Origin of the sequence: Nocardia sp. NPDC127606 (genome assembly GCF_042671725.1) — a bacterium.
Taxonomy (GTDB): domain Bacteria; phylum Actinomycetota; class Actinomycetes; order Mycobacteriales; family Mycobacteriaceae; genus Nocardia.
The window spans coordinates 1,498,868-1,524,024 of record NZ_JBHXWQ010000001.1 but is presented as its reverse complement, the minus strand read 5'-3'; the positions used below and the strand labels follow the sequence as shown (position 1 = coordinate 1,524,024).

Genomic DNA, 25,157 nt, shown 5'->3' with positions numbered 1-25,157 from the left:
TGCCGACCACGAAGCGGTGGAAGGCCGCCTGCCGGCGAGGCCCGATGCCTCCGGTAGAGCCACAAGAGCGGTGTCAGCGGATGTGCACCCGGGCGATAGCGCGGTCTGATCCCCGACCTCATCGACCGGGCGGACGTAGCGCCGCCGGGTTCATCGCACCTATGACGATTCCCTCGAAACCGTGTTGCACGCATGGGGGCCGAACCAGGATCACGGCGCCGGCACCACCCCACACAGGCGCGTCGAACGTGACCGCCAGTGGCGGGAGGATGATGCCCGGGTTGCCTGAGCGGGCTCATCCCTCACATGCAGAAGATTCCTCGGTTCCGAACCCAAGTCTCGCTCCTTAGCAGAATATACAGAGGAAATCGCTCGATTCTTCAGAATTATATGCAGAAATATGGCAATACTGTTGATCAAAATTCATACTACTAGAAATAGATCAACCAGTGACGCCACTCATATCAGCCATCGGCTGCGGCGCTGCCGCTCAATCCGCGATACACACGTTCAGGAGCTTGCCGTGAAGATCGGACCCCGCTTCTCCGCTGGGTCTCGCTCGCCACTGGCTCTCGCTCGCCGGCCATGACCAGAAGGCCGCGACAGCCGCAATACCTGGGCCAGCGAGCGGTCTGAGCAACCACGCTGGCGAGCTGCTGTCCGATGCCGTGGACGCCCGCGCGCGGATACGCCGCGCATCTGCGGTTGCCGTTGAGCATCGATGTCTTGTCGCATCCGCAGTTACCGAAGGAATGGACACATGACAATCCCCGACAGAAAGCACAAGATGGACCGGAATGGGAATACCGAGCCTGGTGTGTTCACAGCCACGGAGCCGGAAGGCTACGCCCGCGGACTGAGTCCGAGGACGATACAGATGATCGCGATAGGAGGGGCGATCGGCACCGGTCTCTTCTACGGCTCGGGCGGTGCGATCGCACAGGCGGGACCCGCGTTGATCCTGTCGTATCTCGTTGCGGGCCTGGCCATCTTCGTGATCATGCGGGCACTTGGCGAGTTGCTGACGTACCGGCCGGTTTCCGGCAGCTTCGCAGAGTACGCCCACGAGTTTCTCGGCCGCTTCGCTGGATTCGCCACCGGTTGGACCTACTGGGCAGTGTGGGTAAGCACCTGCATGGCCGAGATCACCGTCGCGGCCAAGTACATCGAGTACTGGTTCGACATCCAGCCGTGGATCACCGCACTGGTCGTGTTGACCGTGCTGTTCGGTGCGAACTTGATCTCGGTACGGCTGTTCGGGGAGGCCGAGTTCTGGTTCTCCGCTGTCAAGATCACCGCGATCGTCGGGATGATCCTGATCGGGATCGGGGTCTTGACAATCGGATTCGGTCACGCGGCGCACCCGTCCGTTACCAACCTGTGGGCCGACGGCGGCGTGTTCCCCCACGGCTTCGGGCAGTCCCTGATGACATTGCAGATCGTGCTGTTCGCCTATGTCGGCGTCGAACTCGTCGGCGTAACCGCAGGCGAGGCACGCGATCCCAAGAAGACGCTGCGGAAAGCGATCAACACCCTTCCGTTCCGCATCGGCCTGTTCTACATCGGTTCGCTTCTGGTGATCATGTCCGTTGCCAGTTGGCGAAACTTTCAGGCGGGAAAGAGTCCGTTCGTCGAAGTCTTCGAGCAGATCGGAATCCCCGCCGCCGCGGGCATCATCAACTTCGTACTGCTCACCGCCGCACTGTCATCATGTAATTCGGGCATCTACTCCACCGGGCGGATGCTCCGCAGCCTGTCACTGCGAAGGGAAGCACCCGCCGTGGTCGGCACACTCAGCTCCCGCTCGGTGCCGTTCGCCGGAATTTGTCTGTCCGCGGGCGTCATGGCCCTCGGCGTAGTCGTCAACGCCATCGCTCCCAACAAGGCCTTCGCCTACATCACCTCGGTCTCGACCGTCGGCATCATCTTCGTCTGGGGAACCATACTGATCTGCCACATGGTCTACCGCGCCCGAGTCAAAGCCGGAGTCCTACCGGCAAGCGACTACCGACTGCCCGCCGCGCCGGTGACCACCTGGCTCGCGCTCGGACTCCTCGGTCTTGTTGTGTTCCTGCTGTTCTTCACCGACAGCGGGCGTACCGCGGTCGCGGTCGGCGCCGTATGGGGGGTAGTCGTCAGCGCGGGATATCTCATAATGACCCGGCTGGGGCCAGGAGATCGCAATCACGACATTGCGCAAGGAACGAAACGATGAATTGCTGCTTTCTCGATCTCACCGCGATTGATGGTCGCGCAGATTCTGCGCCGTACCCAACGAGGCTGGTGCCCGATATGGATAGCCAGAAGTCTCCGCACCCGGAGGAACCGGACGTGCACCTTGCAGTGCAATTAGGCAGCGTGCGTTTCGATTTCACGGCGTGCGTCACTGCGGCATTGTTGTTCATACAAGATTGCCGTCACCGCTGCTATCCGAAGCATCTCACAGTGACCCCGGATGACACCTACAGGTATCCACGCTTGCCCAACGAACGCCTCTACCTCGAGCCCTGAACCACACCGATGATCCGAACAGCTTGCACCGACCTGGGCGTTTCTCGAGGCGTCGGGACATGACGGCGGGGTGTCCCTCGATGAATTCATCGACTGGCTGATCCGTTCCGGGCACCGAATCCAGCGGATCGACAATTACGACGAATGGTTCGACCGCCTCGCCACTGCCCTTCGTTCGCTCCCCGAGCCGCAGCGCCAAACATCCTTCCTACCGTCGGCCAACCCGATGGCTCGGCCATCGGCATTCGGTCACTATAGCGCTGTTCGATCGCCTGGCCGAGGAGTCATTCCGGTTCGGTAGGGACGTGCGGGCACACGGGTTGGAGCGAGGCGAGGTGGCCGCGGACGGTGGGATCGGGGAACCAGGACACACGGGTCTGCCACCCCGCTGCACCCACGCGACTTCGGCGTGATTGAGCATTACCCGACTCCGAGCACGCCTTCGCGGTTGAACATGTCCGTCGCGGGCAGCAGCCGCTCGGCGTCGACGTAGAGCGCTGCGGTGGTTCCGTCCCAGCGCCAACGCCACGGTTGGCTGTTGTGCAGCGACGGCGCGCGTGAGGCGTGACCGAAAACGGTACGGACAGTGTCGATGTCAGGGCTGGAATCGCTGGTCATCGGATACCTCGTCCTCGCAGGTCAACAGGTCGACCCGTCGCCGGGGCGTTTGCGGAGGGAAAACGGCGCTGGTCGGCGCCGTGCTCGACGAGCTCGGTAGTCAAGGATTGCTCGATACGGCGCCGAATGCCCGCTCATCATCGCCCCGCCCGCCACCGGGGATTTAGACTGAGACCGTCACCATGACCGCACTCGCTACCCGCCCAGCGTTCGGGGTCGACGGTTCGGAATCGGCATTGAACGGTGGAAGCGGGGCCTCGCGCACCGCGATGCTGCGCGTCGCGCCACTGCACGCCGTCCACGCGATAAGTTCGGGCTGGGACACCTGTGCGTGCTGAACACGGGACGGATCAGCGCATTGGGAGGTGAACGGACAGACTTCTGCCCACGACAGAAAGGCAAAGACTATGGGAAGCGACGACCCGAGTGTCAAGGAACTCGCTGTCAACGACTGCTGGGCGCTACTGCGTACAGAGGAGATCGGCCGCCTCGCTGTGTGGGTGGATGACCATCCAGACATCTTCCCCCTCAACTACGCGGTCGATCACGGAACCATTGTGTTTCGATCCGCGCGAGGCACCAAGATGTCCGCCGCGTTGTCGGATGCGCCCGTCGCGCTGGAAGTCGACGGCTACATCTCCGGGTCTCACGAAGCCTGGAGTGTGGTGATCAAGGGACGTGCAGATGGGATCCGGGAGATCGGTGATTTGATGGACACGGTGGATCTGCCCCTCTTTCCGTGGCAGGCCGGGGCGAAGAATTTCTTCATCCGACTCGTACCAACCATAGTGACCGGTCGCCGGTTTCCTGTTGTCGACTCGGCCGCTTGGCAGTCTCCCTTCTCGAATGTGCGACGGTCTCGTTCGGAGTAAGGCAGCTTTGCTGCGGTGATGCCCGCGCGCGGGATTGAAGATATGCACGAGCCTGAGCGAGCCCGAGCAGCGACAATCTCGCGCCTTGGCGCGCTCGCGGGTCACTCAGGCCTCGCGCGGCATCCGAAACACCCGATGCCAAGCCCGATCAGCTGGCCGTTCCTGCCTTGCTACACGCAAGCAAGCCTCTTGTTCGCCGAGGCGCTCACTCGTTGCCGTATGCGGTTGCCTCCGTCGATGTCCCACCAAGTGGTACCGCGGCATCGCCGCGTGCTGCCGGCAATTCGTACAGCAACCCGCGCAGACATAGGAAACAGAAGGGCCAAGTTCGGCCACATGGCAGCCCACGCAGACATCGGCGGCAAACGTGGAGGCTGCCCACAGTGCCCGATCTCGAACGGCGCCAGCGCCGCCCCGGTCTCTGATGTGGGAAGGGCCCTGGCTCAGGTGTGGCGATTATTGCAGGGTGATGGTCTGCAGGTCGTTGCCGATGATCACCTCGCCGGAGTATCCCTGCTGAGCCCAGCGAGTCCATTGCGCCGGGTCGACAGTCGCAGTGGGCCCGAAGTCCGCGATGTGTGAGAGAACAAGTTGGGGAACGTCGGCTTTGGAAGCGATGGTGCCGACCTGCTGCACCGCCGTGTGTGACTCGCTCATGTGCGATTGGGCCGAGGGCGACAGGTTTCCGCCCTCGGTGTTGATCGCCTCGTGGACGAGCAGTTCTGAACCGCGAGCGAGTTGGATGAGGTTCTCGGAGTTGGTGGTATCTCCGGAAAAGGTGACCGCACCGTATTCGGTGTCGAAACGGAACGCGAACGAAGGAAATACCGGGCCGTGCGGGACCAGCGTCGCGGTAACCTGCACGTGGTCGTCGCTCATGACCGGGAATGGTGCAGTCGCGGGGGCCGTGTCGGTGTAGCTGGCGCCGACCTGCGGCAGGGCAATCTCGTGGACGACCGCGATCGCCGCCGTGTCCTGCAACCCGGTGTCACGCATGAGCACGTTGTTGCTGTAGGCGAACGCCTCGTTGCATCTGCGCGTCAGCTCCGCCAGGCCAGGTGTCGGATCGCCCGGCGAGGCCACGGGTGGGTCCGCTCCGCCGAAAGCGGGTTGCAGCCCACCGGCCGAACCCGGTCCGTAGACCTGGACCGGCGCCGACACGCCGTCGGTGGTCTGGACATCGGTGGAGCCGCCCAGCATGAAGAAATTGTTGTAGTCGGCCACATGGTCGGCGTGCAGGTGGGTGATGAAGATGTTCTTCAAGGCGGCGAACTTCAACCCGGAGCGGTGGTATTGCCACACCGACGATTGGCCGCAGTCGACCAGATAGACCTGGCCGTCGACCACCAAAGCCGTCGATATCCCGGTCCGATCTCCCTGCACGTACGGCCCAGCGCGGGTACCGAGCAGGACCACACCCAGCTTCACCGGCGCCGCCAGCGCCGGTGTCGCTGTGGCGCTCGCTGGCGATATCTTATCGGCGTTGTTCGACGAACCACACGCCGCGACCGCGAACAGCGTGGCCGCCGAACCCAGTCCGGCCAACGCCGATCGGCGACTCAGACCGGAATTCCCTCGCCCGCTGACATCCCCCTCGCACGACATGCACATAAGCCGGTAGTCCTTTCAAGCACGGGCGCACAAGCCACACAACACATCGGCAGATCATCGACGGTGAGGCGGCAGACAGTCAGCGCCTGCACGGCGGCGCCACGACAACTAGGCACGATCGCTGCGGGCGAACCGCATCTCCGGAAACATGCCTGATCACAGTACCGCCCGCGCCCCCGCGAACTCCAGACTCAAATTCCACACCGCCCCACCGGGGAGCGGGTCGTGGGTTCAGCATTTCTTGGCGCGAGGAGGGCACACGGTCCATCCATTGCCGTCGGGGCGCGGGATGCGCCGCCACTTGGGTGGGCGCGTGGTGCTGGGTGCGGTGCTCGGCTCGGCGTGCGGGGTCTGATGCTTGATCGCGGTGGCGTGCGCGCGCGCTTCATGTGCCGGCCGTAGGGCGATAGTGTCGTCTGGGTCCGGGCCGGATCCGATCGATGCGGCGCCGAGTACCCCGGCCAGGGTGATCGCGAGCGCGGCGATGCGGGCTCGGGGTGTGCTGTTGCGAAACGACATAGTGTCAGTCCTGAGCAGAGTCGGAAAAGCGGTTGATATCCAGTCGACTTGGACTGGGCGGCGGTGTATTCGCGGCGCGCACGGCGCGCCGACCATGCAGCCAGGCGCTCGAGGCCGTGCACCAGATCGAATCCGCAAACACGATGCGACTGTCGCGTCGAGACGCTGGTTCAGCACTCGTTGCCTGACTCGTCGCAGGGCTTGGTTCACCGCGATACGCCGGATGCGGTTGTGTTGTAGAGGTCGGGAGGGCATCGAATCGGCCCTCACCCACAAAGAGTGCTCTGGTCGGCTTCGCCGACCCCGGCGGTCTTTTCGCACGGCGCATGCTCGACGGTGACCAGACGCAGTGCCGGGCTCATCCCGATTCTCGCGGCGAGATCGCGGAAGAAGCGCTCGGAGTCGATGATCGCCTCCGGTGGATGGACCCCTGGTTTTCGGGCGGTGCCGTCGATGAGCTGCGACAAACCCAATGCCAGGGGGATTCCGGTGGATCTGGCCATGTCGGTGAGGAACCGTGTCGTATCGGCGGTTTCGGTGAGGTAGGCGATGGTGGAGCGGTCGTGGGTGCCGGTGTTGCCGGTCGCGGCCGCGAAGAACGGCGGCAGGGTGCCATGTGAGGGGCGTGAGCGAAACCGGGTCAGGGACCGCAGAATGCGGCCCAGGCTGGGTTGGGCGATTTCGTGCGCGGCGGTTTCGTTGGTGAGTTTGCCGCGGTCGATATCGGTGCGCAGCACGTTGAGGAAGGCCGCGGTCCCCGGCGTGATGACCATGAGGTTGGCGGCCTCACCGTGCGGGGACAGGGTGCGCTGCATTGTGATCGGTTCCGGGTGCCCGACGGTGTAGGCGGCGCCGCGACGGTGGCCGGGTAGATCCAAGGTGACCGCGCGCAGCGGCGGCTCCTCTGCCAGGACGCCATCGCGGACGACGGTGATGGTGCCGCTGATCTGTTGCATCCAGTGCACCGCGGCCGCGTCTGCCACACTGCCGGGCTCCGCCGGATCCAGGGTGGCGACGGATTCGGGGACGTCGACGGGCCAGGCGGTATAGAGGTCCTCGACCCATTGCAAGCCTCGAGTGGCGGTGAGTGCCAGCAGATTACTCACCCCTGGACTTGCGCCCATCCCCACGATCGCGCACACGCCGGTCTTCTGCGCGGCGTCGTGCAGTTCGAGCATGCGCGTGGTGGGTTCGCCGTCGTCACAGATATCGAGGTAGTGGGTCCGAGTCAGGATCGCCGCCTGAAGAACCGTCGGGCCGAATCGGTAGTACGGGCCCACGGTGTTGAGCACGACATCGGCGCCGTGCAGAGCCTGGTTGAGCGCGGCGGGGTCGGTGATGTCGACCCGCAGGGCACGGACGGGGACCGCCCGCCCGGCCAGTTCGACCGCCAATGTCTGAGCCGCGGCCAGATCTCGGTCGGCCACAACAATGTCGGTCACGGTGGGCAACTTCGCTGCGGCGCGCACGGCTGCCGCCCCCATCGCCCCCGCTCCCCCAAGTGCGAGCACCCGCATACGATCAATCTCCCAAACTATAAACGTTCGTTTCGTCTACGATCGACACTAGCATGATCGAAATGAGTTCGGATTCCGCGAGGAACGACAGGACAGCCCGCTGCGCGGCCCAGCCATCCGGCGACCGCCCGAGCGCCGCCCAGCAGCGCCCGGCGCAGACGCTGGTGACGAGGGAGGCGTGGGGCGCTATCGCCTATGGCTGCCTGACATTGCCTTTCACCACTCCCGCCGCGACCGCGGTACCCGAGTGGGTGCAGCTGTTCGGGCTGGCCCTGTTGGCGGCGGCGCCGGTGCTCAGGCTCGCCTGCTGGCGCGCGATGATCGCGGCGGGATTGAGAGGATCACAGCGCGCGATGACAACGCGACTGGACGAGCAGTGCCGAGATGAACAGCGGGTTCGCCGTGGCGCCCTGCTGATCATCGGCGTGACGGTTGTGCTGCTGCCGATTCCCCCGACGTGGGTGCGGTTCTGGTTCATGCTCGGGATAACGACGACGGCGCTGGCCCTCGTCGCGTTGATCACCCAGCAGTGCGGATCGCCTGCCCGCCTGCGGTTTCGATGCCCTCGGCGCCGGCGGTCACCCGCTCGATGACATCGGCGTAGTGGTAGAACATGCGAGGCCAGTCGGGCATCGACCGCAAGGGCATCAATTGCGCCCAGCAGGCTGCCAGCGCAGACCGGGCTCGGGTACCCGGCCACGGCTGCGGGAGCAACTCCGGTGGCAGCAGCGGGTCGGGCTCGCTCGCCCGGGTGAACTCGGCGGCTAGTTCGACGAGCATGGTGAGTATCTGCGACCGCGACAGCTCCCGCGGGCCGGCCAGCCGGTCCAGGCGCGCCTGCGTCACCGCCAGCAATCGCTCATGGCCCGCGGCGATCTTGTCCAGCGGCCATAGATGCGCGGCGATTTGCCGGGGCGAGTCCAGCTCGCCGACACGCAGATCCGTGGTGGTGAGCCGAGTCAGGTGCCCGCCGATGTCGAGCCGGTCGGCCAAGTCCTCGACGTAGGGTTCCCACGAGTTCGGCGACACGTAGAGCCCACCTTGAATCGCTGCGCCGCCCAGGCCAACGATGCCGTCGCGCACGGCATCTCGGGCCTGTCGCCGGGTCTCGGGAACAGCGAAGGCGACCAGATGCCAGATTCCGTCCCACGGGGCGGCACCGCGATCCTGGTCGTACATCAAGCCGACGAACTCGATGTTGGGCTCGATCGAACCCAACATCTGCCCGCCCACACGCAACAGCGCCCGTCGACCTCGCCCCTCTTGGGTGATCTGCCCGTCGGTGACCAGGCGCCGGATATGGAGGCGCACTTGCTGATCCGACATCCCCAGCGCGGCAGCCACCGTGTACAGCTCACCGGCGTCGATGGTCGCGTCCTCGCGGATCATGCTCTCCACGAGCAATCTGGTCGGTATCTCGACCGCGTCGTTCACGTGCTCTTCAGCCATGCATCCACCATATCCCTCACATACCGTTCACTTCACAAACGATAGTTTCAACTTTGAATGTTACGGTGTAGTTATGCCGTCGCCGACCCCGCCTCCCCCTCTCCGACCTCGCCGCCGCAGGGCCCGAACCCTTGTCGCGATACTGGCGGTTCTCGCCCTCATCACTGCCACCGTCGGCGGCTGGATCGTCTACCAGAACACCTACGACCTGCGCGAAGAACGGGTCACCATCGCCGGTGCGACGCACCCGCTCCACGGGGTCCTGGCCCTGCCCGAACACGGCAACGGCCCCTTCGGCCTGGTCGTGTTCGTCCACGGCGACGGACCCAAGGACGCCACCGGTGAAACGTTCTACCGGCCGATGTGGGAATCCTTCGCCGCAGCCGGATACGCCTCGCTGTCCTGGGACAAGCCCGGAATCAACGGCGCCCCGGGAGACTGGCTCGATCAGAGCATGGATGACCGCGCCGCCGAAACCCACGCCGCCATCCGTTGGGCGCGCGCCCGACCCGACATCGATGCCTCCCGCATCGGCGTGTGGGGTGCAAGCCAAGCCGGATGGGTGCTGCCCAAGGTCGCCGCACAGGATCCAGGGCTGCAGTTCATGATTGCGGTCTCCCCCGCGATCAACTGGCTCCAGCAAGGCCGATACAACACCCTCGCGGAGTTGACCGAACAAAACGCCGACCCGGCGCAGGTCGAAGCAGCCCTTGCCCGCCGCGAAACCACCTTGGCCCTGCTCGCACGCAACGCCACCTTCGCCGAAGTCGAGGCTGCCGGGATCACCGGCATGACAGCGCGGCGCTGGCGGTTCATCCATACCAACTACACCGCCGACGCCACCGCCGATCTGGCCCAGGTGCGGATTCCGGTTCTGCTCATCCTGGCCGACCACGACCTCAACGTCGACATCGCCGATACCGAACGCACATACCGGGCCGTGTTGACCGGGCCCGGGCAATTGCAGGTCCAGCACTACCGCGATGCGCGGCACTCGCTGGTACGCAAGAGCATCGAGGACAGCACGGTCAGGTCCTATCTCGTCGCGATCGCCGCGCCGCGGCGACTGTTCGCCGACGGCTTCCTCGACAACCAGGCCCATTTCGTCGGCCAATCCGACTCACCATGACCGCCGCCTTGCCCTACACGGCCGGCATCGCCGAAATGTTCACCGTCACCGTCGATGGCACCGATGCCTTGGCTCTGGGGTTGCGCAGGTCGGATCGGCTCGACGCCGTGGCAGCCAGTCCGAGAGGATTCTCATAGACATCCAGTGTAGACACGATGTCTACACATATAGTCTACAGTGATGCAATGCGTCATTCGACAGTCCTGCTGACCATCCCTGTCGTGGTCTTGCTGACACAACCGTTGTGGGCTCCGCAGTGGGGTGCGGGGATGCTCGGTGAGGTGACGGCACTCGGTCCGCTCGGCTCCTTGCTTGCATTCGTGGTCTTCTTCGGTCTCGTCGCGCTCTACTGCCGGAGCCTGCAGCGGCTCTCCCAGCGTGTCGCCCCGCAATTCCGTGCGCGCTCGCCTCGCTCGGTCTGGTTGATGTTCGCGGTGCCGTTCAACTTCGTGGAGGACTTCGCCATCGTCGCCGACCTGGGTACCAGCCTGCGCCGGGCCGGTCAGACCAGGGCGTCGGTGGTGACCACGTGGGTCGCGCTGGGGTGGACATGGTGCGGGTTGCAAATCGCCTCGCTGCTACCCGGGACGGTCGGCGTCGCCGCTGGCGTGCTCGCCCTGCTGGCCTGGGCTGACCACTGGGTCTATACCGTCCTTATCGGGCGCCGGCTCAGAGCCGCGGCTCCCGCATAGGCTTGCAGTCGTGCCGCTTCCCCGATTCCATCGCCTCGCACCCCTGGAGCGGGCCCGCATCCTCGCGATTGCCACCCGCAATGTCGCCGATCACGGCGCCGACATGTCGATCATCGATGTCGCCGGCGAAGCCGGGTTGTCACGCTCGGGCATCTACAACTATTTCGACGGACGTGAGGACCTGCTCGTCGCAGTTCGCGCCGCGGCAGCTGATCGTGTCGCTGAGGCCCTCGGCCCATGGGAGCCTCTCCCGGACGTGGACTCGTTCTGGGCGGCGTTTCACGCCGGATCCCAACGACTCCAGTTCCTGCTGTCGGAGGCACCGGAGTTGCGCCGAGTCCTCGAAGACGCAGTCCCTGCACTGCAGAGCTGGATCAACGGCTTCTTCGAGAACGCGCTGGACCTAGGCCTGGTCACTACCGCGAACCGAGCCCTGGCCCGCGCCGCGACCGGCGCGATCCTCGCCGCGGCCGACGCCACCGAACTCGCCGCTGCAGGCAGTGTCACCCCGAAGGATGTGGCCACGGTGCTCCGCGCGATCTGGCACGCGTGAGTTCGATCAACCGATGTGATCGACACCGGGCCAGCATACTGTTTTGAGCGACCGGCACCGATGCACGATCCTCACACATCTGAACCGATGTGCCAGCCCGCTTACCGTCAGAAACCCACGACCAGCCCAAACGGCAATCGCGCGAGAAGTACGGGCCTGCCGCCTTCGGGTCCGGTGCGTTGTCTGGCTGCAGAGCTGGATTTGAAACGCCAGAACCTCGATCAGGCGAGGCTCAGGGGCACTCTTGAGCCGAGGGGAGAGCGGAGTCGAGGAAGCCGTCCCGCTTCTTGCGCGTTCGGAGGGACTCGATATGCCAGAATTCTGGTGTCTGGGCACAGAAGGTTCCGAAGTTGTGGACCGAGCCCTTACTTGCCGAATGACGCCTTGAACTCGGGGCAGTACACCTCGATGCTCAACGCGATCAACGACCCCGCATCTTCCTGACTCAGATTGGTCTTGACCTCGACTTTCTGCACTATCCTGGCTAGCTCGAACGGGTCGAGATTTGCGGGATTGTCAGTGGATGCGCCCAGGTCGGCACACGAATTCTGGGCCTGCAGCCGCGCCTGGGCCGGGTCGATGTCAAGGTTCCGCTCCGTGACCGCCTTGCCGAAGCGCTCATCGTTCAACTGGGTGTCGGCGTCCCCGGTGTCGCCGCCGCGCCAGGGAATAGCGGCCTCGCTCACGGCGATGTCCGCAGCGGGACCGGACTCACCTTGGATCCCTGGCATGTGCTGACAAACGCTCACGTGACCCAAGACATGCAGCTCGACCAGTACGTGGTCAGCTCCCGCGAAAGCCCTCCCGTGCCGCGCAGCCCCGGATGCGCGAACCGCTTGTCGATCAAGGATGTTCATGCCCATGACGCTGTCGACGTGGCGGTGATCGAGTTGAACAAAGACGCCGGAAACACTGGGCTACCGACCCTGGACGGGATAGCTTTTCGCGACCCGGCTTGGGCTGATGAAACCTTCGTCTTCGGCTATCCACCGGTGCCGACATTGAACGATGCCTACCTGACCGTCCAAAGAGGCGAGGTGGTCAACCCCTCGGCGAAAACAACCTTTCGGGAGAGTTGCTTCCTGTACTCCGCGGTGACACGTCCGGGCAACAGCGGCGGGCCTATCGTCGCCGGCGACGGCCGAGTGATCGGAATCGTTGCCCACGACGCGTTCGACAAGGCCCGAGGCGAAGAAGCTCGCTTCTTCCGCGGCATCCCCGCGAACACGGTTGTCGGCGCACTGGCCGACCTCGGAGTTGCGCACCTGACAACGCTCGAGGACTGGTCGTGATAGCGAGCGCCCGTCGACGAGTGGCTGATCGAGTGTTTCGATCCCCCTGTCTCATGCCTGCCTCCGATCACCACCGCTGAGCTGAGCACCGAGGCCGGACTGTCGTTGCGTGGCCGCCGCCGACCTGTCGGATCACTGTGGTGCGGTGGTCCGCAGGACAGCCAGCCGATCCGCGTACTCCTGGGCATCGATCCCACCGTGCGCGAAACGCTCTGCCAATACATGTTCGGCGCCAGGCGGGGGGCAGGACGCAGGACTCGGGCGCTGTCGGTTCGGAACAGGTACCGCAGTGCGAGTGCGAATCCTGTGATCGACAGCCCCCAGAACAGGACCATTCCGAAACCCATCCACGCATACCCCCCAACCACTGACGTCGTGGTCATACCAGTGCATCGCCGCCTCCTTCCTTCTTTCTGACCGCGGGGCGCGGTTTCTCTCGCCCCTGTCACCATGTCCCGAGCGGGCCTGCCGAGGAAGGGGCCGAGCGCCACCATCGGGAGTACCAAATGCCCCGCAGATGACCTTTGTCGGATCCACCCGGGACCAACGCCTCTCACAGCGGGAAACGCGGTGAGCGACAGTGATTCGACGGACCGCCGAGACATCACCGGACGCGGTCCACTCGATCCGAGGAGGAATCACCGTGAGCGACAGCACTGTCAGCGAGACGTTTCACAGCAAGCCCGGCGACAGCCTCGCCGACCCGTACAACATCCCCGGCATCTTGCTTTTCATGGCAGGAGTGGTCGGCCTCGCATCGACACTCACCGCAGCGGGCTACGGCTACGGTGGCTGGACCGCACTCGGCGCGGGAGCTACCGCTGTGTGCTTCATCGCCAGCATCACGGTGTTCGTCGTCGAACACGAAAGGCTGCGCAGACTCGCCCGGCGCCGTTGACCCCGAGAGCTGCAGGCGAAGCACACAGCTGCTCCGCCTGCAGTCGCCCGAAACCAATCCCCGTTCGACGCGAAACCGCAATCGCCGTGGATCACAGACACCCGCCGACAACCGCATGGGCTTCGCCCAGGAATCCATCGCTGCGCGCGCAGCGAATCAGGTTCGACGACAGAGGATACGAGCAGCACCTTCTGGTCGCCGAAGGGGCTGTGGCAGTTGACATCGTATGATCTCTCCTGCTTTCTACCCTGGACCCGGCAACACCGAGTAGGTCATGGCATCGAAGCCGACTCCGCTGTACCACCCGCGATCAGCTCACCGTCGCCGAGATTTCTCACATCCGTTGCCGCGCCCAGCGATGCTGTCGTGCCGTGAGCACGAGCCTGTGGCAGTTCCTTATCGTGGCCGCCGTCGTGTTCGTGGTGAACCTGATGCCGGCATTCGGCCCACCCAACGCGCTGGTGCTGGTGTTCTTCACACTGAACTGGCACCTGAACCCAGTCGCTCTCGTGGTCGTCGGCGCTTTCAGTTCCGGCGCGGGTCGCTATGTGCTCGCCGCTGCAACCCACCGGGTAGGGGACCGTCTCAGTGCGCAACGCAGGGCTAATCTGGCGGCAGCCAGTAACTACCTCACCAGTCGCCGAGGTCGCAGATTCGCCGTGCTCGGGCTATTTCTGGTGTCTCCCCTGCCGTCGGCGCAGATGTTCGAAGCGGCCGGGCTCATGGGTCTTTCACTGCTGCCGGTGACTGCCGCGCACATCTCGGGACGATTGGTCAGCTTCTCGTTCTATATGGGCGTGGCAGGGCTGGCCGAGCGGAGTCTCGGTGCAACATTGACCTCTTCGCTCACCTCACCTTTCGGGATCGCGATTCAGATCGCTTTGCTCACCGGAGTCGTCCTGCTTGCCCGGATCGACTGGACCAGATACCTGCCGGCTACCAAAGAACCCGACTGCTGAAGTCGGAGCTGCCGCCGGTCATGGCCAACCCCGCAATGCGCCCGGATGCTGTCGGGCCGGGACAGACGCGCGAAACGCGACTTCTCACTCCAGCCCTATGCCGATATGCGCTCGGGGGTCGTCGCGTTCTCTGCCGTCGCGAACGTGTCATCGATCTTGCTGTGTTGTGCCGATGGTGTCGTCGGCGATGCCGATCTCGAGAAAGCTGTCGAGTCCTCGGCGAGGAGTGCGCGGCGGCGGTTCTGCACGCGCACTGCCGATCCGCACCAGTACCTGCGGGAAACGCTGTCCGACGAGCTCGGCCACCCTGGCACGGGCCGACGGAATCTCCACGATATGGGAGACGGTACAGGTCGACAGACCTTGCACCGTGCACTCGAGCAGAACAGCCGAGAGCGCACGTCCGCAGTCGAGTAGGTCCGTCGCCGAATCTCCGGGGGTGGACAGCACCACAACCATCGCCTCATCGTCACCCTCGCCTGCCGGACCCGCTGTCCCGGAAGGAAACTCGCGCCCCAGCGGTATGTGAGATCGGTCCGGGGTCGTCGGTAGAACAGAGGCTGGCACGCCTGCTCGGCCCGCATCAGGTCCCGCGGTCCACCAGCTCAGCTCCGCTTGGTATTTGGGGTCGTAGCGACGGAATCCGGTGGTCATTGCCGAGATCTGGTGCAGTGCGCCCAACGCGGTCGGGTCGAGAAACGTCGTGGTCGTGCCGGATCGGCTGGCGAGGAACTCCAGAATCTGGCGAGTTGCCTGCCAACCCGATGGCTCGTCCATCGGCATTCGGTCGCTATAGCGCTGTTCGATCGCTTGGCCGAGTAGTCGTTCCGGTTCGGTGGGGACATGCGGGCACACGGGTTGGAGCGAGGCGAGGTGGCCGCGGACGGTGGGATCGGGGAACGAGGACACACGGGTCTGCCACCCCGCGGCACCCCACGCGACTTCGGCGTGATTGAGCATCACCCCGGCTCCGAGGACACCTTCGCGGTTGAACATGTCTGTCGCCGGCAGCAACCGCTCGGCGTCGAGGTAGAGCGCCGCGGTGGTTCCATCCCAACGCCATCGCCACGGTTGGCTGTTGTGTAGCGACGGCGCGCGTGCGGCGTGGCCGAAAACGGTGCGGACAGTGTCGATGTCAGGGCTGGAATTTCTGGTCATCGGATACCTCGTCATCGCAGATCAATAGGTCATCGACCCGTCGCCGGGGCGTGTGCGGAGGGAAATCGGCGCTGGTCGGCGCCCATCCGACACGCAGGAACGCTTGCGGATAGGCGGTGTCGGACAGCAGGTCGTTACGGATCCCCGCGCGCTCGGCAGCGACCTCGAGCGGTTCTGTGAGCAGGCAAGTAGCGAGCCCGATCCCGGTCGCGGTCAACAAGACACTGCTGATCGCCTCACCGGCGCGCAAGCGCGACAGCCGATCGTCTGCGCTGGTACCGATCACCAGCAACTCTGCGTGATCGGGTCCGCGTGCCGGATCGGTGAATTCGGCGGCGGCGAACGCTCGGGGCGGGAAGTCATCGGCCGGCCCGCCGGGCGGTACGTTGCGAGCGGGAACGCCGTCGGCGCTCCCGTGTCGGCCCGACCACATCGCGAGTTCGAACCGGTAGGACTCGTCGGCAGCGTGAATTCTGTTCGCCTGCTGGGCGGCAACTATCACTGGCTCCCGGTCGTCGACCCGGCGCACCACCGCACCCAGCGCCGCTGCCCGCTCGGTGAACAGACTGAGGTACCCGGGCGGTACCGGCCACGATGTGTAGTGACGCCGATCGGTGCGTCGCACGGTGATGGCCTTGCTCAGCTCGATGTCGAGGGAGGTGGGCCGGTGCGGTATCAGGGTCAGGGACGCCAGGTGATCGGGTTCGGCGGGGTCGGGGATCCGGCGGATCACCGGCGCCCATCCCATCGCGGTGAGAGCCACCGACAGGTGGCCCAGCGCCGCACCGCAACTGATCACGATGTCGCGGTTATCGGGATCGGTCGCGGGCAGGGCGCGCCGTGTGTCGAGGTAGAGGTGAATGCTGTGGTCAGCGACGCGCCAGCGCCAGGGCTGCACATTGTGCACGGAAGGGGCGCGCCCGGCCAGCTCCAGCGCTGCCTTCACGGTGTTGTCGTCGGGCATTCCGCGGTCCATGATGTCCGTCCTTCGTCGAATCGATCCGTACTCCTCACGATCGCAGTAGCGCAGGGGCGCAGGTAAGGGCACGACGTCCCCGTTCGGAAGGACTTCGGGTCACTGTCGCCTCTACCATGGAGCACTTCCCGGGTATGGGCCCGGGCGAGCAGGATCGGGGGTGCACGGCCAACGATTCGCTGCGCTCGGGCCTCGTGGGCACCGACGATGGTGATGCAGCTGGAGAATATGCCGCTACCGGTGTGCCGGACCGCCAGTGGATTCGGCGCGGTGATCTTCGACATGGACGGGATCGTCACCGACACCGCGTCCGTGCACGCGGCGGCGTGGAAGCAGCGCTTCGGCGGTGTCGTGACCAGGACTCAAGCGAACCGACTCCGAGCTACCCGAGTACATCAGGCGGGGATGCGTCATGGTGGCTATGTCCGTGAATTTGAGCGTCACTGGGCATAGTCACCGGGGAACCCGCTGACTATGGCTTCGTTGCTGCAGTTGATCCGATACAGACGAGGCAGCGTGGTGCGGCTTCCGTTCGGCGTTCACGCTGGTAGTGCCCAGTTCGAGCGTCGTTGGCTGCGTCCTGATCATCGAGAAGGGCATGCGGCGGCGCCAGCGGCTAGCCGTGGCTGGTCACGTTCGGTAGTGGGGTCGCCTCGCTGATGGAGGATCGAGGGTCTGACAGTGGTATCCCTGGGATCGTCTGGCCGCGAAGGCGGGCGCGGATGGCTTCTGCTGTCCAGCGGCTATACCGAGCATTGTCTTGTTCGAAGAGTTGGCCGCGTCGGCATGTGAGGTACGGGCCGATACGTTGTTCGTTCTGTAGGTACTCCAACTCGGTGCGATCGCCGAGCATTGAGCGGAGGATCTGTGTGAACAGGTCTGCGCGGGCTTGGCATTCGGTGGCGCGTTGGTCGAGTTCGCTGGCGATCTGTGCGTCATCGCGCGCGTCGTCGCCGGTGGTGAACACTTTGACCACGAGGTCGTCGCGGATGATGCTCGGCTTCGAGGCTGTGGCGATGAAGTTGGAGATTTCGTCGCGCCCGGCCTTCGTGAGGGTGTAGACCCGCTTGTTGGGGCGGTTCGTCTGCACGACCTCGCGGCCGGCGATGAGGCCGCGTGCCTCCAGTTTCGGTAACTCGGCGTAGATCTGCTGCGGTGATGAGGCCCAGAAGTTGGCCACCGAGACGTCGAAGGCTTTGACCAGCTGGTATCCCGCCGCCTCGGTTCCGAGTAGTGCGACCAGTACCGCGTGACGAAGTGTCATTAATCCTCCTAATCCGCATACCGAGGGTATCGCGAGTCTTGTGCTTACGACACCAAAGACATACTCTTGTTCCGTAATAGTCTGGTTTATGACTAATGCGGAGGTGGATCATTGTGCTCGCTCGTCGGGTACGCCTAGCGCTGTGGGGCATGGTCGCACTGACCGCTCTCGTGTATGCCCCGCTCGCGTTCGAGTACGGGTGGCATTACTTCGAGCCGGGGTCGCCGCGGCCGCGGGAGAGCCTGATCGGCGCCCTGGTGTCGCGGGACTTCGCCTTCGGTCCCGGTTCGGTGGCTGATTACCGCGCGGCCGATCACGCGCAGCTCTGGGCGCCTTCATCCCACGAAACGACCGTGATGGTGACCCTGGGTCTGCTGGTGACGATCGTGTTGATCGCAGTGTCAGCCCCGGTGATCACCGAGCCCTATGGGGTGCCGACGCTGCTGGTCATGTCCAGAGTGGCAGCAATGATGCTTGACCTACGCCGCTGCTGCGGCACGTGCCACGAGCCGCGGTGACCTGCGCCTGGCCACGCTGTAGCGGCTCCACACGTTCGCAATGGCCCTCATCCCCAATCGCGGTCAGAGCAGGGTGGCTCGCCGTATCACCCTTCATATCCACCACCGACGCCATAGCGACCAGCGCCGTAGTCCGCCGCACCGCTACCTGTTGGACCGACCATCCTTCCTCGATGTCATGACCTCAACAAAGTCCCGCCCCGCGCCCACCACCCGGCGCGCAGCCACAGTGCCAGCCACATCCTGATCAACCCCCTCACAACCACGCAAAGGCAGCAAACAATGACCACGAATCCACTGCACTTCCCTGAAGGCAACCCGTTCCTCGAAGACAACCTTCGCCCGGTAGCGAACGAGATCACCGACGTCCACCTGAAAGCCACAGGCACCATCCCGGCCTACCTCGACGGCCGATACCTACGCAACGGCCCCAACCCCGTCGCAGAGGTCGACCCAGAAACCTACGCATGGTTCGCCGGCGACGGCATGGTGCACGGCGTGCGTCTACGCGACGGCCAGGCACACTGGTACCGCAACCGCTACGTACGAAGCACGACCGTCGCCCACGCACTCGGGGAGCGCACACCTCGCAACCGATTCCGCGATGGCTTCCGAGCCATCGGCGCCAACACCAACGTGATCGGCCACGCCGGCAAGACTCTTGCCCTCGTCGAAGGCGGCGTGGCGAGCTTCGAGATGACCGACGAGCTCGACACAGTCGGAACCTGCAGCTTCGACGGCACTCTCCACGGCGGATACACCGCCCACCCCCTGCGCGACCCCGAATCCGGCGAGCTGCACGCCATCTCGTACTCCTTCGGCCGCGGCAACACCGTCCAGTACTCGGTAATAGGCCGCGACGGACGTGCCCGCCGCAACATCGACATCGAGGTCAATGGCAGCCCGATGATGCACGGCTTCGCCCTCACCAGCAACTACGTCCTGGTCTTCGACTTCCCCGTCACCTTCGACCAGGCTGCGGCCGCCTCTTTGTCCATGCCGCGCCGGCTCCGCAAGCCCGCAGAACTCGTGCTCAATGCCTTGATCGGCCGGGTCCATCTCCCCGACCCCATCACCATCGCGATCGGCAACCTCGCGCCCGGGAACAAGGGCTTTCCCTACAGCTGGGACAACGACTACCCCGCCCGCATCGGCGTCCTTCCCCGCGAGGCACCAGCCACCGCGATCCGCTGGTTCGATATCGAACCCTGCTACATCTTCCATCAGGCCAACGCCTACGAGGATGGCGACACCATCGTCCTCGACGGCGTGCGGCACCGCCGGGTCTTCGACCAAAATCGGCGCGACCCTATCGAGGGTGATCCCGCCATGCATCGATGGGTACTGAACCTCCTCACGGGTACCGTCCACGAATCGCAGATCGATGATCGCCTCCAGGAATTTCCCCGCGTCGACGAGCGTGTCGTCGGACGCCCCCACCGATACGCCTACGCCCCGATGCTCAGCGAAGAATCCGAAGGCCCGACCGGCGTCATCCTCAAACACGACCTGCACACCGGCAACACCATCGCCCGTGACCTTGGTCCGGGAAAGGAAGCCGCAGAGTTCGTCTTCGAACCCGCCTCCGCCGACGCCGCCGAAGATGACGGAGTGCTGATGGGCTACGTCTACGACCGCGCCGACGATCGCACCGACCTGACCTTCCTCGACGCCGGAACCCTCGAAACGGTCGGCCAAGTGCACCTACCCCAACGCGTTCCGCATGGCTTCCACGGCAACTGGGTTCCCACCGGCCTCTGAACACCGACCGCGCAGAGACGGGACCATTTCATGAACCGCACATTCCCCGAGAACCGTTGGGGTACACACCGCCCGTGGCTATTCCGCCCCGGAATCGCCTTGGCATCGACCCGGGTCGGCGCACTCGCAGTCCGGAAACTCACTCCACTCGACCGTGCCGTAATGCGACGCAGCAGCGGCCGGTTCACCATCCTCGGCCCGCTCGCCCTGCCGACCGTCCTTCTGACCACTACCGGACGGAAATCCGGTCTCCCGCGGTCAAGTCCACTGTTGTGCCTACACGAAGGACACAGACTCATCATTGTCGGCTCCAACTTCGGACAACAACACCACCCGGCATGGACAGCCAACCTCCTCGCCGACCCCCGCGCCACCGCTACCCTCGGCGGCGAAACCATCCCCGTGATCGCCACCCCCATCACAGAGCCCGAATACGCCCCCCTTTACGGACGCTTCATCGCTATGGCCAGCAACTACGGCGCCTACCGTCAGCGAACATCCCGACCATTACGCATGTTCGCATTGACACACGACACCGCCGCTCGCTAAACGCGTGCTCGTTCGACAACGCGGTCCTTCCCAAACCGAGGTTCCGATTCATATAGCTGTCAGCTATATGAATCGGAACCTCAGTCGTCGGTTCCGTCGGTGGGTAGGTGTTGCAGGCCTCGGGTGAGCGTGAGGACCGCCTCGGTCAGCGCGGTGATCTGCGCTTCGATGCTGGTGACGCGGTCGTGTGTCGGTTGTTCGTCGGCGCCGACATCCTCGGGCAGGTGTAGCTTGTCGGCGATGTCGCGGGATGCTCCGTAGAAGAGGCGGTACAGATCGATCGGCATGGCGGCGAAGGTTCGACCGAGCAGTCCGGGCGAGAACAACTCCTCGAGGGCGAAGGTCACCGGAGCCACGACGGCAGGGACTTCGGCGGGGTCGATTCCGGCTTCGGCGGCGAATTGCGCGAGGAGCTCGCGCAGACCGTGCCGCACGGGGACATGGCTGGGTATCCAGTTCTCGTAGTAGATGCCGCGCAGCAGTTCTGGTAGTTGCGCTGCCAGGTGCGCGGAGCTGTTGACCCCGATCCGATCGCGCACGGTGTGCAACCACGCACGCAGTGCTCGAAGAGCGAAACGGTGGTCGTCGGTGTCGAGGCTGTCGGCGACAGCGCGCAGCCACACGTGCGCGGTGTGGATTGCCGGTGCCAGTGGATCATGGTTGGTCGACATGATTTCTCCTGGTGGTCGCGTCGGGTGTCTCGATTCGACCAGGATCTGATGACCGCGACCAGAGACCACAGGCCCTGCCAGGGGTGCCGTTGGTCGCTACCAGGGCACACCGCCGTTCATGCCGCGGTGAGGACCTCGATCGCCGCGCGCAGGCGAGTGGTCGCCTCTGCGACGACCGGGTCGAGGGCGGGCTCGCCGGTGAGGTCGGCCATCAGTTCGGGGTTCATGGCCTCGACGATGACGATGTCGGCGGCGGTGGGATCGCGGCGCACGACCACGTTGCAGGGCAGCAGCAGTCCGATCTGGCGGTCGATGTCGACCGCGCGGTGGGCCAAGGCCGGATTGCAGGCACCCAGGATTCGGTAGTCCTCCATCTCCTGCCCCAATTTGGCTTTCATCGTCGCACGCATGTCGATATCGGTGAGAATGCCGAAACCTTGCGCCGCGAGTGCCTGGCGGGTGCGCTCGATCGCGTCGTCGAAGCTCGTGTGCAGGATGGTCGAGAGAGCGAGATCCATCATGGACTCCTTGTCGTTGAGGCGAGGGAGCGCCTGCGAGTTCGCAGTGCACCTGGTTGCGTGGTCGTCGGCGCAGGCACCGGGCCGGTCGACTTCCCTGGTCTCCGAAAGCAATGCCCGAGCCACATCGTCACGTAATTGTGGCTATACGCGCTGGGTGAACAACCTCATTGTCGTCCACTCGGGAGCCGTGCTGTTCATGTCTTCATCGTCGGTGCTCGACGCACACGCCAGACAGATCCGAAAGACCTCAGCGCGGCGGCTCGACGACCCCACCCGCGAGGACCACGCCACGTTCGAAACCCGCTCACCACACTCACGCTGAACGGGGAAAAGTCCACAGACCCGCGATGCGGAGAGCTGATCGGGACCAATGCCAGCACTGAACCGGGACTTTCGGCCATATCGACCGATACCGGTGCCGACGAGGCTGAGAAGTGCCATTGATGCCGAGACCGAATCGAGGACAGCAAGATGGGTGAACTCGTCACCGAGTTCAGCGAGTTGCGCCTCGAGGACGCCGACCGGGCAGGTGGCAAAGGCGCCGATCTCGGCGAACTGGTGGCCGCTGGGCTGGCGGTGCCACCAGGCTTCGTACTGCTGGCCGCCTGCTACGAGCACGCACTGACCGACTCCCCGGCAGGCGCGGAACTGGATCGGTTGCACACCCAGGCCATTGCAGCCAGCACCGATGCCGCTGCGCTCGGCGAGCTCTGCGAGAAGATGACCGCGCTCGCGGAATCCACTGAGCTCGACGAGGTGATCCGCCGGGTCGTCGCCGCGGCCGAACGGCGAATTCTGCTCGACCACGCTTTGGCTCCGTTTCGGCGCACCCTCCAGGAAAGGTTCGACCATCATGTTTGATCTGCATGGACGCAGCGTTGTTGTCACCGGCGGTGCGCGCGGTATCGGCGCGGCCGTCGCGCGCACCCTCGTCAAGTCCGGCGCCGGGGTTGTCGTCGCGGACATCCTCGAACGAGACGGCACCACCATCGCGGCCGACCTCGGACCCCAAGCGGTGTTCCGCCGTCTCGATGTCACCGACGAGGACGAGTGGCGGCGAGTGCTCGACGACGCCGAAGCGACGTTCGGACCACTGGCGGTGCTGGTGAACAACGCAGGCATCGTCGATTTCGGTGGAGTCGAGTCCGAATCACCGGCGCAGTTCCGCCACGTCCTCGATGTGAACCTCGTCGGCGCCTGGCTCGGCATGTACCTAGCCGCACCGCGGCTGCGCGCCGCCGGCGACGGGGTCATCGTGAACGTTTCCTCGACGGCGGGACTGATCGGATACTCCGGCATCGCGGGCTACGTCGCCAGCAAGTGGGGTTTGCGCGGGTTGACCAAGGCGGCCGCGCTCGAGCTCGGCAATGCGAACGTGCGGGTCTGCTCGGTGCATCCGGGACCGATCCGCACGCCGATGACCGCGGGCATGGATCCGAGTGTCGCGGCGGGACAGCCCCTTCCACGCTTCGGCGAGCCCGAGGAAGTCGCGGCGATGATCGGTTTCGTCATCAGCGAGGCCACCTTCTCGACCGGCTCGGAATTCGTCCTCGACGGCGGCGCGACGGCCGGCGCCTCACTCGTGATGCCCTCATGAACAACGCACCCGGCATCCCCGTGCCCCCAGCATCGGCTCAGGTGCACGAAACACACAGTGGCGTGGTCTTTCTCTACGGCGAGCGCGCCTACAAGGTGAAGAAGTCGCTGCGCACCGACTTCCTCGACTTCAGCACACCGCAGCTACGTGAACGCGCATGCGCGCGCGAGCTCGAACTGAATCGACGACTCGCCCCCGATGTCTACCTCGGGGTCGCCCATCTCAGCAGCCCCGAAGGTGGGCCTGTCGAGCCGGTCCTGATCATGGCCCGGATGCCGGAGAATCGGCGATTGTCGATACTGCTCACCTCGCCGAACCAGACCCCGGCGACATTGGGAACACTCGTTCGGCTCCTGGTCGGCTTCCACGACGGGGCACACCGCGGGCCCGAGATCGACCGAGCGGGTACCGACACCGCGTTACGCGCCCGCTGGCGGAGCCTGCTCGACCCGTTACACGACGGGCCCGACGATCTCGTCGATCCGGCGGTACTCGCGCGCATCGATCGGCAGGCGATGCGATACCTCGACGGCCGAACCCCACTGCTGGACAGCCGGATCGCGCAAGGTCGCATCGTCGACGGGCACGGCGACCTTCTCGCCGAGGACATCTTCGAGCTCCCCGATGGATTCCGGGTGCTGGACTGCCTCGACTTCGACGACGCATTGCGCTACGTCGACCGATTAGACGATATCGCCTTCCTCGCCATGGACTTCGAGTTCCTCGGCCAAGCCGAGCTCGCCGACCGGTTCATCGACGACTACCTTCGCGAATCCGCTGATCCCGCACCGACATCACTACGCGATCACTACATCGCCTACCGGGCGACGGTGCGAGCAAAAGTTGACCTGATCCGCGCCGGACAAGGCGACCCCACCGCCGCACAGCGCCTGCGCGCACATCTTTGCCTGGCCGCAGACCGTCTCGAACGTGGCACGGTACGCCTGACCCTGGTCGGAGGGCTACCCGGAACCGGCAAATCGACTATCGCCACCGAACTCTCGGCCCGGACCGGGGCGGTGGTGGTCTCGAGCGACCATGTCCGCAAGGAACTGGCTCAGGTCGGGACGGTGGGCGGGCCTGTCGGACAGTTCGGGGCAGGACGATACTGCGACGCCAACCGAGCCCGGGTCTACGACGAACTGCTGTGGCGTGCCGAAGTACTTCTGGGCGCCGGTGTCTCGGTGATCCTGGACGCGAGCTGGACAGATCCCGAGCAACGTCGGCGCGCCGCGGCGCTGGCGGCCGACACCGCCGCCGATCTCGTTGCCCTGCACTGTGTGTGCCCCACCGAAATCTCGCACCGCCGGATCCGGCAACGCCGCATCCACGAATCCGACGCCACCACCGATATCGCCGACACGATGGCCGCTACCACCCCCGCCTGGCCCGAGGCCGTCATCATCGACACCACGGGCGCACTCGCCGACTCCGCGACGGCGGCCTCTCGCGCCTGGCACGCCACCACCGATTCGGTGACCGAACCGATCGAATACACCGCGTGATCAGCGCACCAGCCCAG

Annotated in this window: 28 protein-coding genes; 17 read left to right on the top strand and 11 right to left on the bottom strand. The window is 64.8% G+C overall.

All coding sequences use genetic code 11. The annotated features are described in order from the left end of the window. Positions 1 to 787: 787 nt before the first annotated feature. Positions 788 to 2,215 carry an amino acid permease gene (locus tag ACFVJ5_RS07210; protein WP_379219796.1) on the top strand — a complete coding sequence of 476 codons (1,428 nt, stop codon included), beginning with the start codon at positions 788 to 790 and terminating at the stop codon, positions 2,213 to 2,215. A 716-nt stretch (positions 2,216 to 2,931) separates the two neighbouring features. Here ACFVJ5_RS07210 and ACFVJ5_RS07205 read toward each other — a convergent pair. Further along, the gene (locus ACFVJ5_RS07205) at positions 2,932 to 3,129 is read right to left on the bottom strand and encodes a hypothetical protein (protein WP_379218990.1); all 198 of its coding nucleotides are present in this window, start codon (positions 3,127 to 3,129) and stop codon (positions 2,932 to 2,934) included. A 182-nt stretch (positions 3,130 to 3,311) separates the two neighbouring features. On the opposite strand from ACFVJ5_RS07205, the gene ACFVJ5_RS07200 reads away from it, so the two are divergent. Continuing rightward, positions 3,312 to 3,467 carry a hypothetical protein gene (locus ACFVJ5_RS07200; protein WP_379218989.1) on the top strand — a complete coding sequence of 52 codons (156 nt, stop codon included), beginning with the start codon at positions 3,312 to 3,314 and terminating at the stop codon, positions 3,465 to 3,467. A gap of 69 nt (positions 3,468 to 3,536) precedes the next feature. Further along, the gene (locus ACFVJ5_RS07195) at positions 3,537 to 4,001 is read left to right on the top strand and encodes a pyridoxamine 5'-phosphate oxidase family protein (protein ID WP_379218988.1); all 465 of its coding nucleotides are present in this window, start codon (positions 3,537 to 3,539) and stop codon (positions 3,999 to 4,001) included. Positions 4,002 to 4,457: 456 nt separating this feature from the next. Here the strand turns inward: ACFVJ5_RS07195 and ACFVJ5_RS07190 are convergent, their stop codons facing one another. The 3 genes from ACFVJ5_RS07190 to ACFVJ5_RS07180 form a co-directional block, all read right to left on the bottom strand. After that, positions 4,458 to 5,429 (bottom strand): MBL fold metallo-hydrolase, encoded by a 972-nt coding sequence (locus ACFVJ5_RS07190; protein ID WP_379218987.1) that lies wholly within the window; start codon positions 5,427 to 5,429, stop codon positions 4,458 to 4,460. Between the two features lie 414 nt (positions 5,430 to 5,843). Beyond that, positions 5,844 to 6,131, bottom strand: coding sequence for a hypothetical protein (locus tag ACFVJ5_RS07185; protein ID WP_379218986.1), 288 nt, complete (start codon positions 6,129 to 6,131; stop codon positions 5,844 to 5,846). Between the two features lie 266 nt (positions 6,132 to 6,397). Continuing rightward, positions 6,398 to 7,648 carry a saccharopine dehydrogenase family protein gene (locus tag ACFVJ5_RS07180; protein WP_379218985.1) on the bottom strand — a complete coding sequence of 417 codons (1,251 nt, stop codon included), beginning with the start codon at positions 7,646 to 7,648 and terminating at the stop codon, positions 6,398 to 6,400. Positions 7,649 to 7,710: 62 nt separating this feature from the next. Here ACFVJ5_RS07180 and ACFVJ5_RS07175 point away from each other — a divergent pair, with 62 nt between their 5' ends. Continuing rightward, positions 7,711 to 8,241: a hypothetical protein gene (locus tag ACFVJ5_RS07175; RefSeq protein ID WP_379218984.1), complete on the top strand. Its 531-nt coding sequence runs from the start codon at positions 7,711 to 7,713 to the stop codon at positions 8,239 to 8,241. Here ACFVJ5_RS07175 and ACFVJ5_RS07170 read toward each other — a convergent pair. Continuing rightward, complete coding sequence (locus ACFVJ5_RS07170) at positions 8,168 to 9,097, bottom strand: PaaX family transcriptional regulator C-terminal domain-containing protein (RefSeq protein WP_379218983.1); 930 nt, start codon at positions 9,095 to 9,097, stop codon at positions 8,168 to 8,170. The genes ACFVJ5_RS07175 and ACFVJ5_RS07170 overlap by 74 nt on opposite strands. Before the next feature lie 73 nt (positions 9,098 to 9,170). Here ACFVJ5_RS07170 and ACFVJ5_RS07165 point away from each other — a divergent pair, with 73 nt between their 5' ends. From ACFVJ5_RS07165 to ACFVJ5_RS07155, 3 genes are all read left to right on the top strand, one after another. Continuing rightward, positions 9,171 to 10,226 carry an alpha/beta hydrolase family protein gene (locus ACFVJ5_RS07165; RefSeq protein WP_379218982.1) on the top strand — a complete coding sequence of 352 codons (1,056 nt, stop codon included), beginning with the start codon at positions 9,171 to 9,173 and terminating at the stop codon, positions 10,224 to 10,226. Positions 10,227 to 10,411: 185 nt separating this feature from the next. Further along, positions 10,412 to 10,918, top strand: a complete 507-nt coding sequence (locus tag ACFVJ5_RS07160; RefSeq protein ID WP_379218981.1) for a hypothetical protein — start codon at positions 10,412 to 10,414, stop codon at positions 10,916 to 10,918. A gap of 10 nt (positions 10,919 to 10,928) precedes the next feature. After that, complete coding sequence (locus ACFVJ5_RS07155; protein WP_379218980.1) at positions 10,929 to 11,471, top strand: TetR/AcrR family transcriptional regulator; 543 nt, start codon at positions 10,929 to 10,931, stop codon at positions 11,469 to 11,471. A gap of 365 nt (positions 11,472 to 11,836) precedes the next feature. On the opposite strand, the gene ACFVJ5_RS07150 is transcribed toward ACFVJ5_RS07155, so the two are convergent. After that, positions 11,837 to 12,157, bottom strand: coding sequence for a DUF732 domain-containing protein (locus ACFVJ5_RS07150; protein ID WP_379218979.1), 321 nt, complete (start codon positions 12,155 to 12,157; stop codon positions 11,837 to 11,839). On the opposite strand from ACFVJ5_RS07150, the gene ACFVJ5_RS07145 reads away from it, so the two are divergent. The 3 genes from ACFVJ5_RS07145 to ACFVJ5_RS07135 all read left to right on the top strand — a co-directional run bounded on the left by ACFVJ5_RS07145 (position 12,038) and on the right by ACFVJ5_RS07135 (position 14,620). After that, positions 12,038 to 12,763, top strand: coding sequence for a serine protease (locus ACFVJ5_RS07145; RefSeq protein WP_379219795.1), 726 nt, complete (start codon positions 12,038 to 12,040; stop codon positions 12,761 to 12,763). The two genes, ACFVJ5_RS07150 and ACFVJ5_RS07145, sit on opposite strands and share 120 nt — an antisense overlap. A gap of 643 nt (positions 12,764 to 13,406) precedes the next feature. Further along, a complete protein-coding gene (locus ACFVJ5_RS07140) occupies positions 13,407 to 13,661 on the top strand; it encodes a hypothetical protein (protein WP_379218978.1) in 255 nt (84 codons plus the stop codon). A gap of 371 nt (positions 13,662 to 14,032) precedes the next feature. After that, positions 14,033 to 14,620 carry a hypothetical protein gene (locus tag ACFVJ5_RS07135; RefSeq protein ID WP_379218977.1) on the top strand — a complete coding sequence of 196 codons (588 nt, stop codon included), beginning with the start codon at positions 14,033 to 14,035 and terminating at the stop codon, positions 14,618 to 14,620. A 147-nt stretch (positions 14,621 to 14,767) separates the two neighbouring features. On the opposite strand, the gene ACFVJ5_RS07130 is transcribed toward ACFVJ5_RS07135, so the two are convergent. After that, the gene (locus ACFVJ5_RS07130; RefSeq protein WP_379218976.1) at positions 14,768 to 15,778 is read right to left on the bottom strand and encodes an Acg family FMN-binding oxidoreductase; all 1,011 of its coding nucleotides are present in this window, start codon (positions 15,776 to 15,778) and stop codon (positions 14,768 to 14,770) included. Further along, positions 15,756 to 16,754, bottom strand: coding sequence for an Acg family FMN-binding oxidoreductase (locus ACFVJ5_RS07125; protein ID WP_379218975.1), 999 nt, complete (start codon positions 16,752 to 16,754; stop codon positions 15,756 to 15,758). The genes ACFVJ5_RS07130 and ACFVJ5_RS07125 overlap by 23 nt, the downstream gene beginning before the upstream one ends. Positions 16,755 to 16,961: 207 nt before the next feature. Here ACFVJ5_RS07125 and ACFVJ5_RS07120 point away from each other — a divergent pair, with 207 nt between their 5' ends. After that, positions 16,962 to 17,207 (top strand): hypothetical protein, encoded by a 246-nt coding sequence (locus ACFVJ5_RS07120; protein WP_379218974.1) that lies wholly within the window; start codon positions 16,962 to 16,964, stop codon positions 17,205 to 17,207. A 163-nt stretch (positions 17,208 to 17,370) separates the two neighbouring features. Here the strand turns inward: ACFVJ5_RS07120 and ACFVJ5_RS07115 are convergent, their stop codons facing one another. Continuing rightward, positions 17,371 to 18,018, bottom strand: coding sequence for a PadR family transcriptional regulator (locus tag ACFVJ5_RS07115; RefSeq protein ID WP_379218973.1), 648 nt, complete (start codon positions 18,016 to 18,018; stop codon positions 17,371 to 17,373). Positions 18,019 to 18,167: 149 nt separating this feature from the next. Between ACFVJ5_RS07115 and ACFVJ5_RS07110 the strand changes: the two genes are divergently transcribed. From ACFVJ5_RS07110 to ACFVJ5_RS07100, 3 genes are all read left to right on the top strand, one after another. Then, a complete protein-coding gene (locus ACFVJ5_RS07110; RefSeq protein WP_379218972.1) occupies positions 18,168 to 18,536 on the top strand; it encodes a hypothetical protein in 369 nt (122 codons plus the stop codon). Between the two features lie 282 nt (positions 18,537 to 18,818). Further along, entirely contained in the window at positions 18,819 to 20,297 is a 1,479-nt protein-coding gene (locus ACFVJ5_RS07105; protein WP_379218971.1) for a carotenoid oxygenase family protein, read from the top strand. Positions 20,298 to 20,327: 30 nt separating this feature from the next. Beyond that, positions 20,328 to 20,846 carry a nitroreductase/quinone reductase family protein gene (locus tag ACFVJ5_RS07100; protein WP_379218970.1) on the top strand — a complete coding sequence of 173 codons (519 nt, stop codon included), beginning with the start codon at positions 20,328 to 20,330 and terminating at the stop codon, positions 20,844 to 20,846. Between the two features lie 80 nt (positions 20,847 to 20,926). Here ACFVJ5_RS07100 and ACFVJ5_RS07095 read toward each other — a convergent pair whose 3' ends face one another. After that, the gene (locus ACFVJ5_RS07095) at positions 20,927 to 21,517 is read right to left on the bottom strand and encodes a DUF2267 domain-containing protein (RefSeq protein ID WP_379218969.1); all 591 of its coding nucleotides are present in this window, start codon (positions 21,515 to 21,517) and stop codon (positions 20,927 to 20,929) included. Between the two features lie 116 nt (positions 21,518 to 21,633). Then, complete coding sequence (locus ACFVJ5_RS07090; RefSeq protein ID WP_379218968.1) at positions 21,634 to 22,035, bottom strand: DUF302 domain-containing protein; 402 nt, start codon at positions 22,033 to 22,035, stop codon at positions 21,634 to 21,636. A 474-nt stretch (positions 22,036 to 22,509) separates the two neighbouring features. Between ACFVJ5_RS07090 and ACFVJ5_RS07085 the strand changes: the two genes are divergently transcribed. Genes ACFVJ5_RS07085 through ACFVJ5_RS07075 form a run of 3 tightly spaced genes read left to right on the top strand, consistent with a single transcriptional unit; the run spans position 22,510 to position 25,140 of the window. Then, positions 22,510 to 22,899: a PEP/pyruvate-binding domain-containing protein gene (locus ACFVJ5_RS07085; protein WP_379218967.1), complete on the top strand. Its 390-nt coding sequence runs from the start codon at positions 22,510 to 22,512 to the stop codon at positions 22,897 to 22,899. Continuing rightward, entirely contained in the window at positions 22,892 to 23,635 is a 744-nt protein-coding gene (locus ACFVJ5_RS07080) for an SDR family oxidoreductase (protein ID WP_379218966.1), read from the top strand. The genes ACFVJ5_RS07085 and ACFVJ5_RS07080 overlap by 8 nt, the downstream gene beginning before the upstream one ends. After that, entirely contained in the window at positions 23,632 to 25,140 is a 1,509-nt protein-coding gene (locus ACFVJ5_RS07075; protein ID WP_379218965.1) for an AAA family ATPase, read from the top strand. Before ACFVJ5_RS07080 ends, ACFVJ5_RS07075 begins: the two co-directional genes overlap by 4 nt. The last annotated feature ends 17 nt before the right edge of the window (positions 25,141 to 25,157 follow it).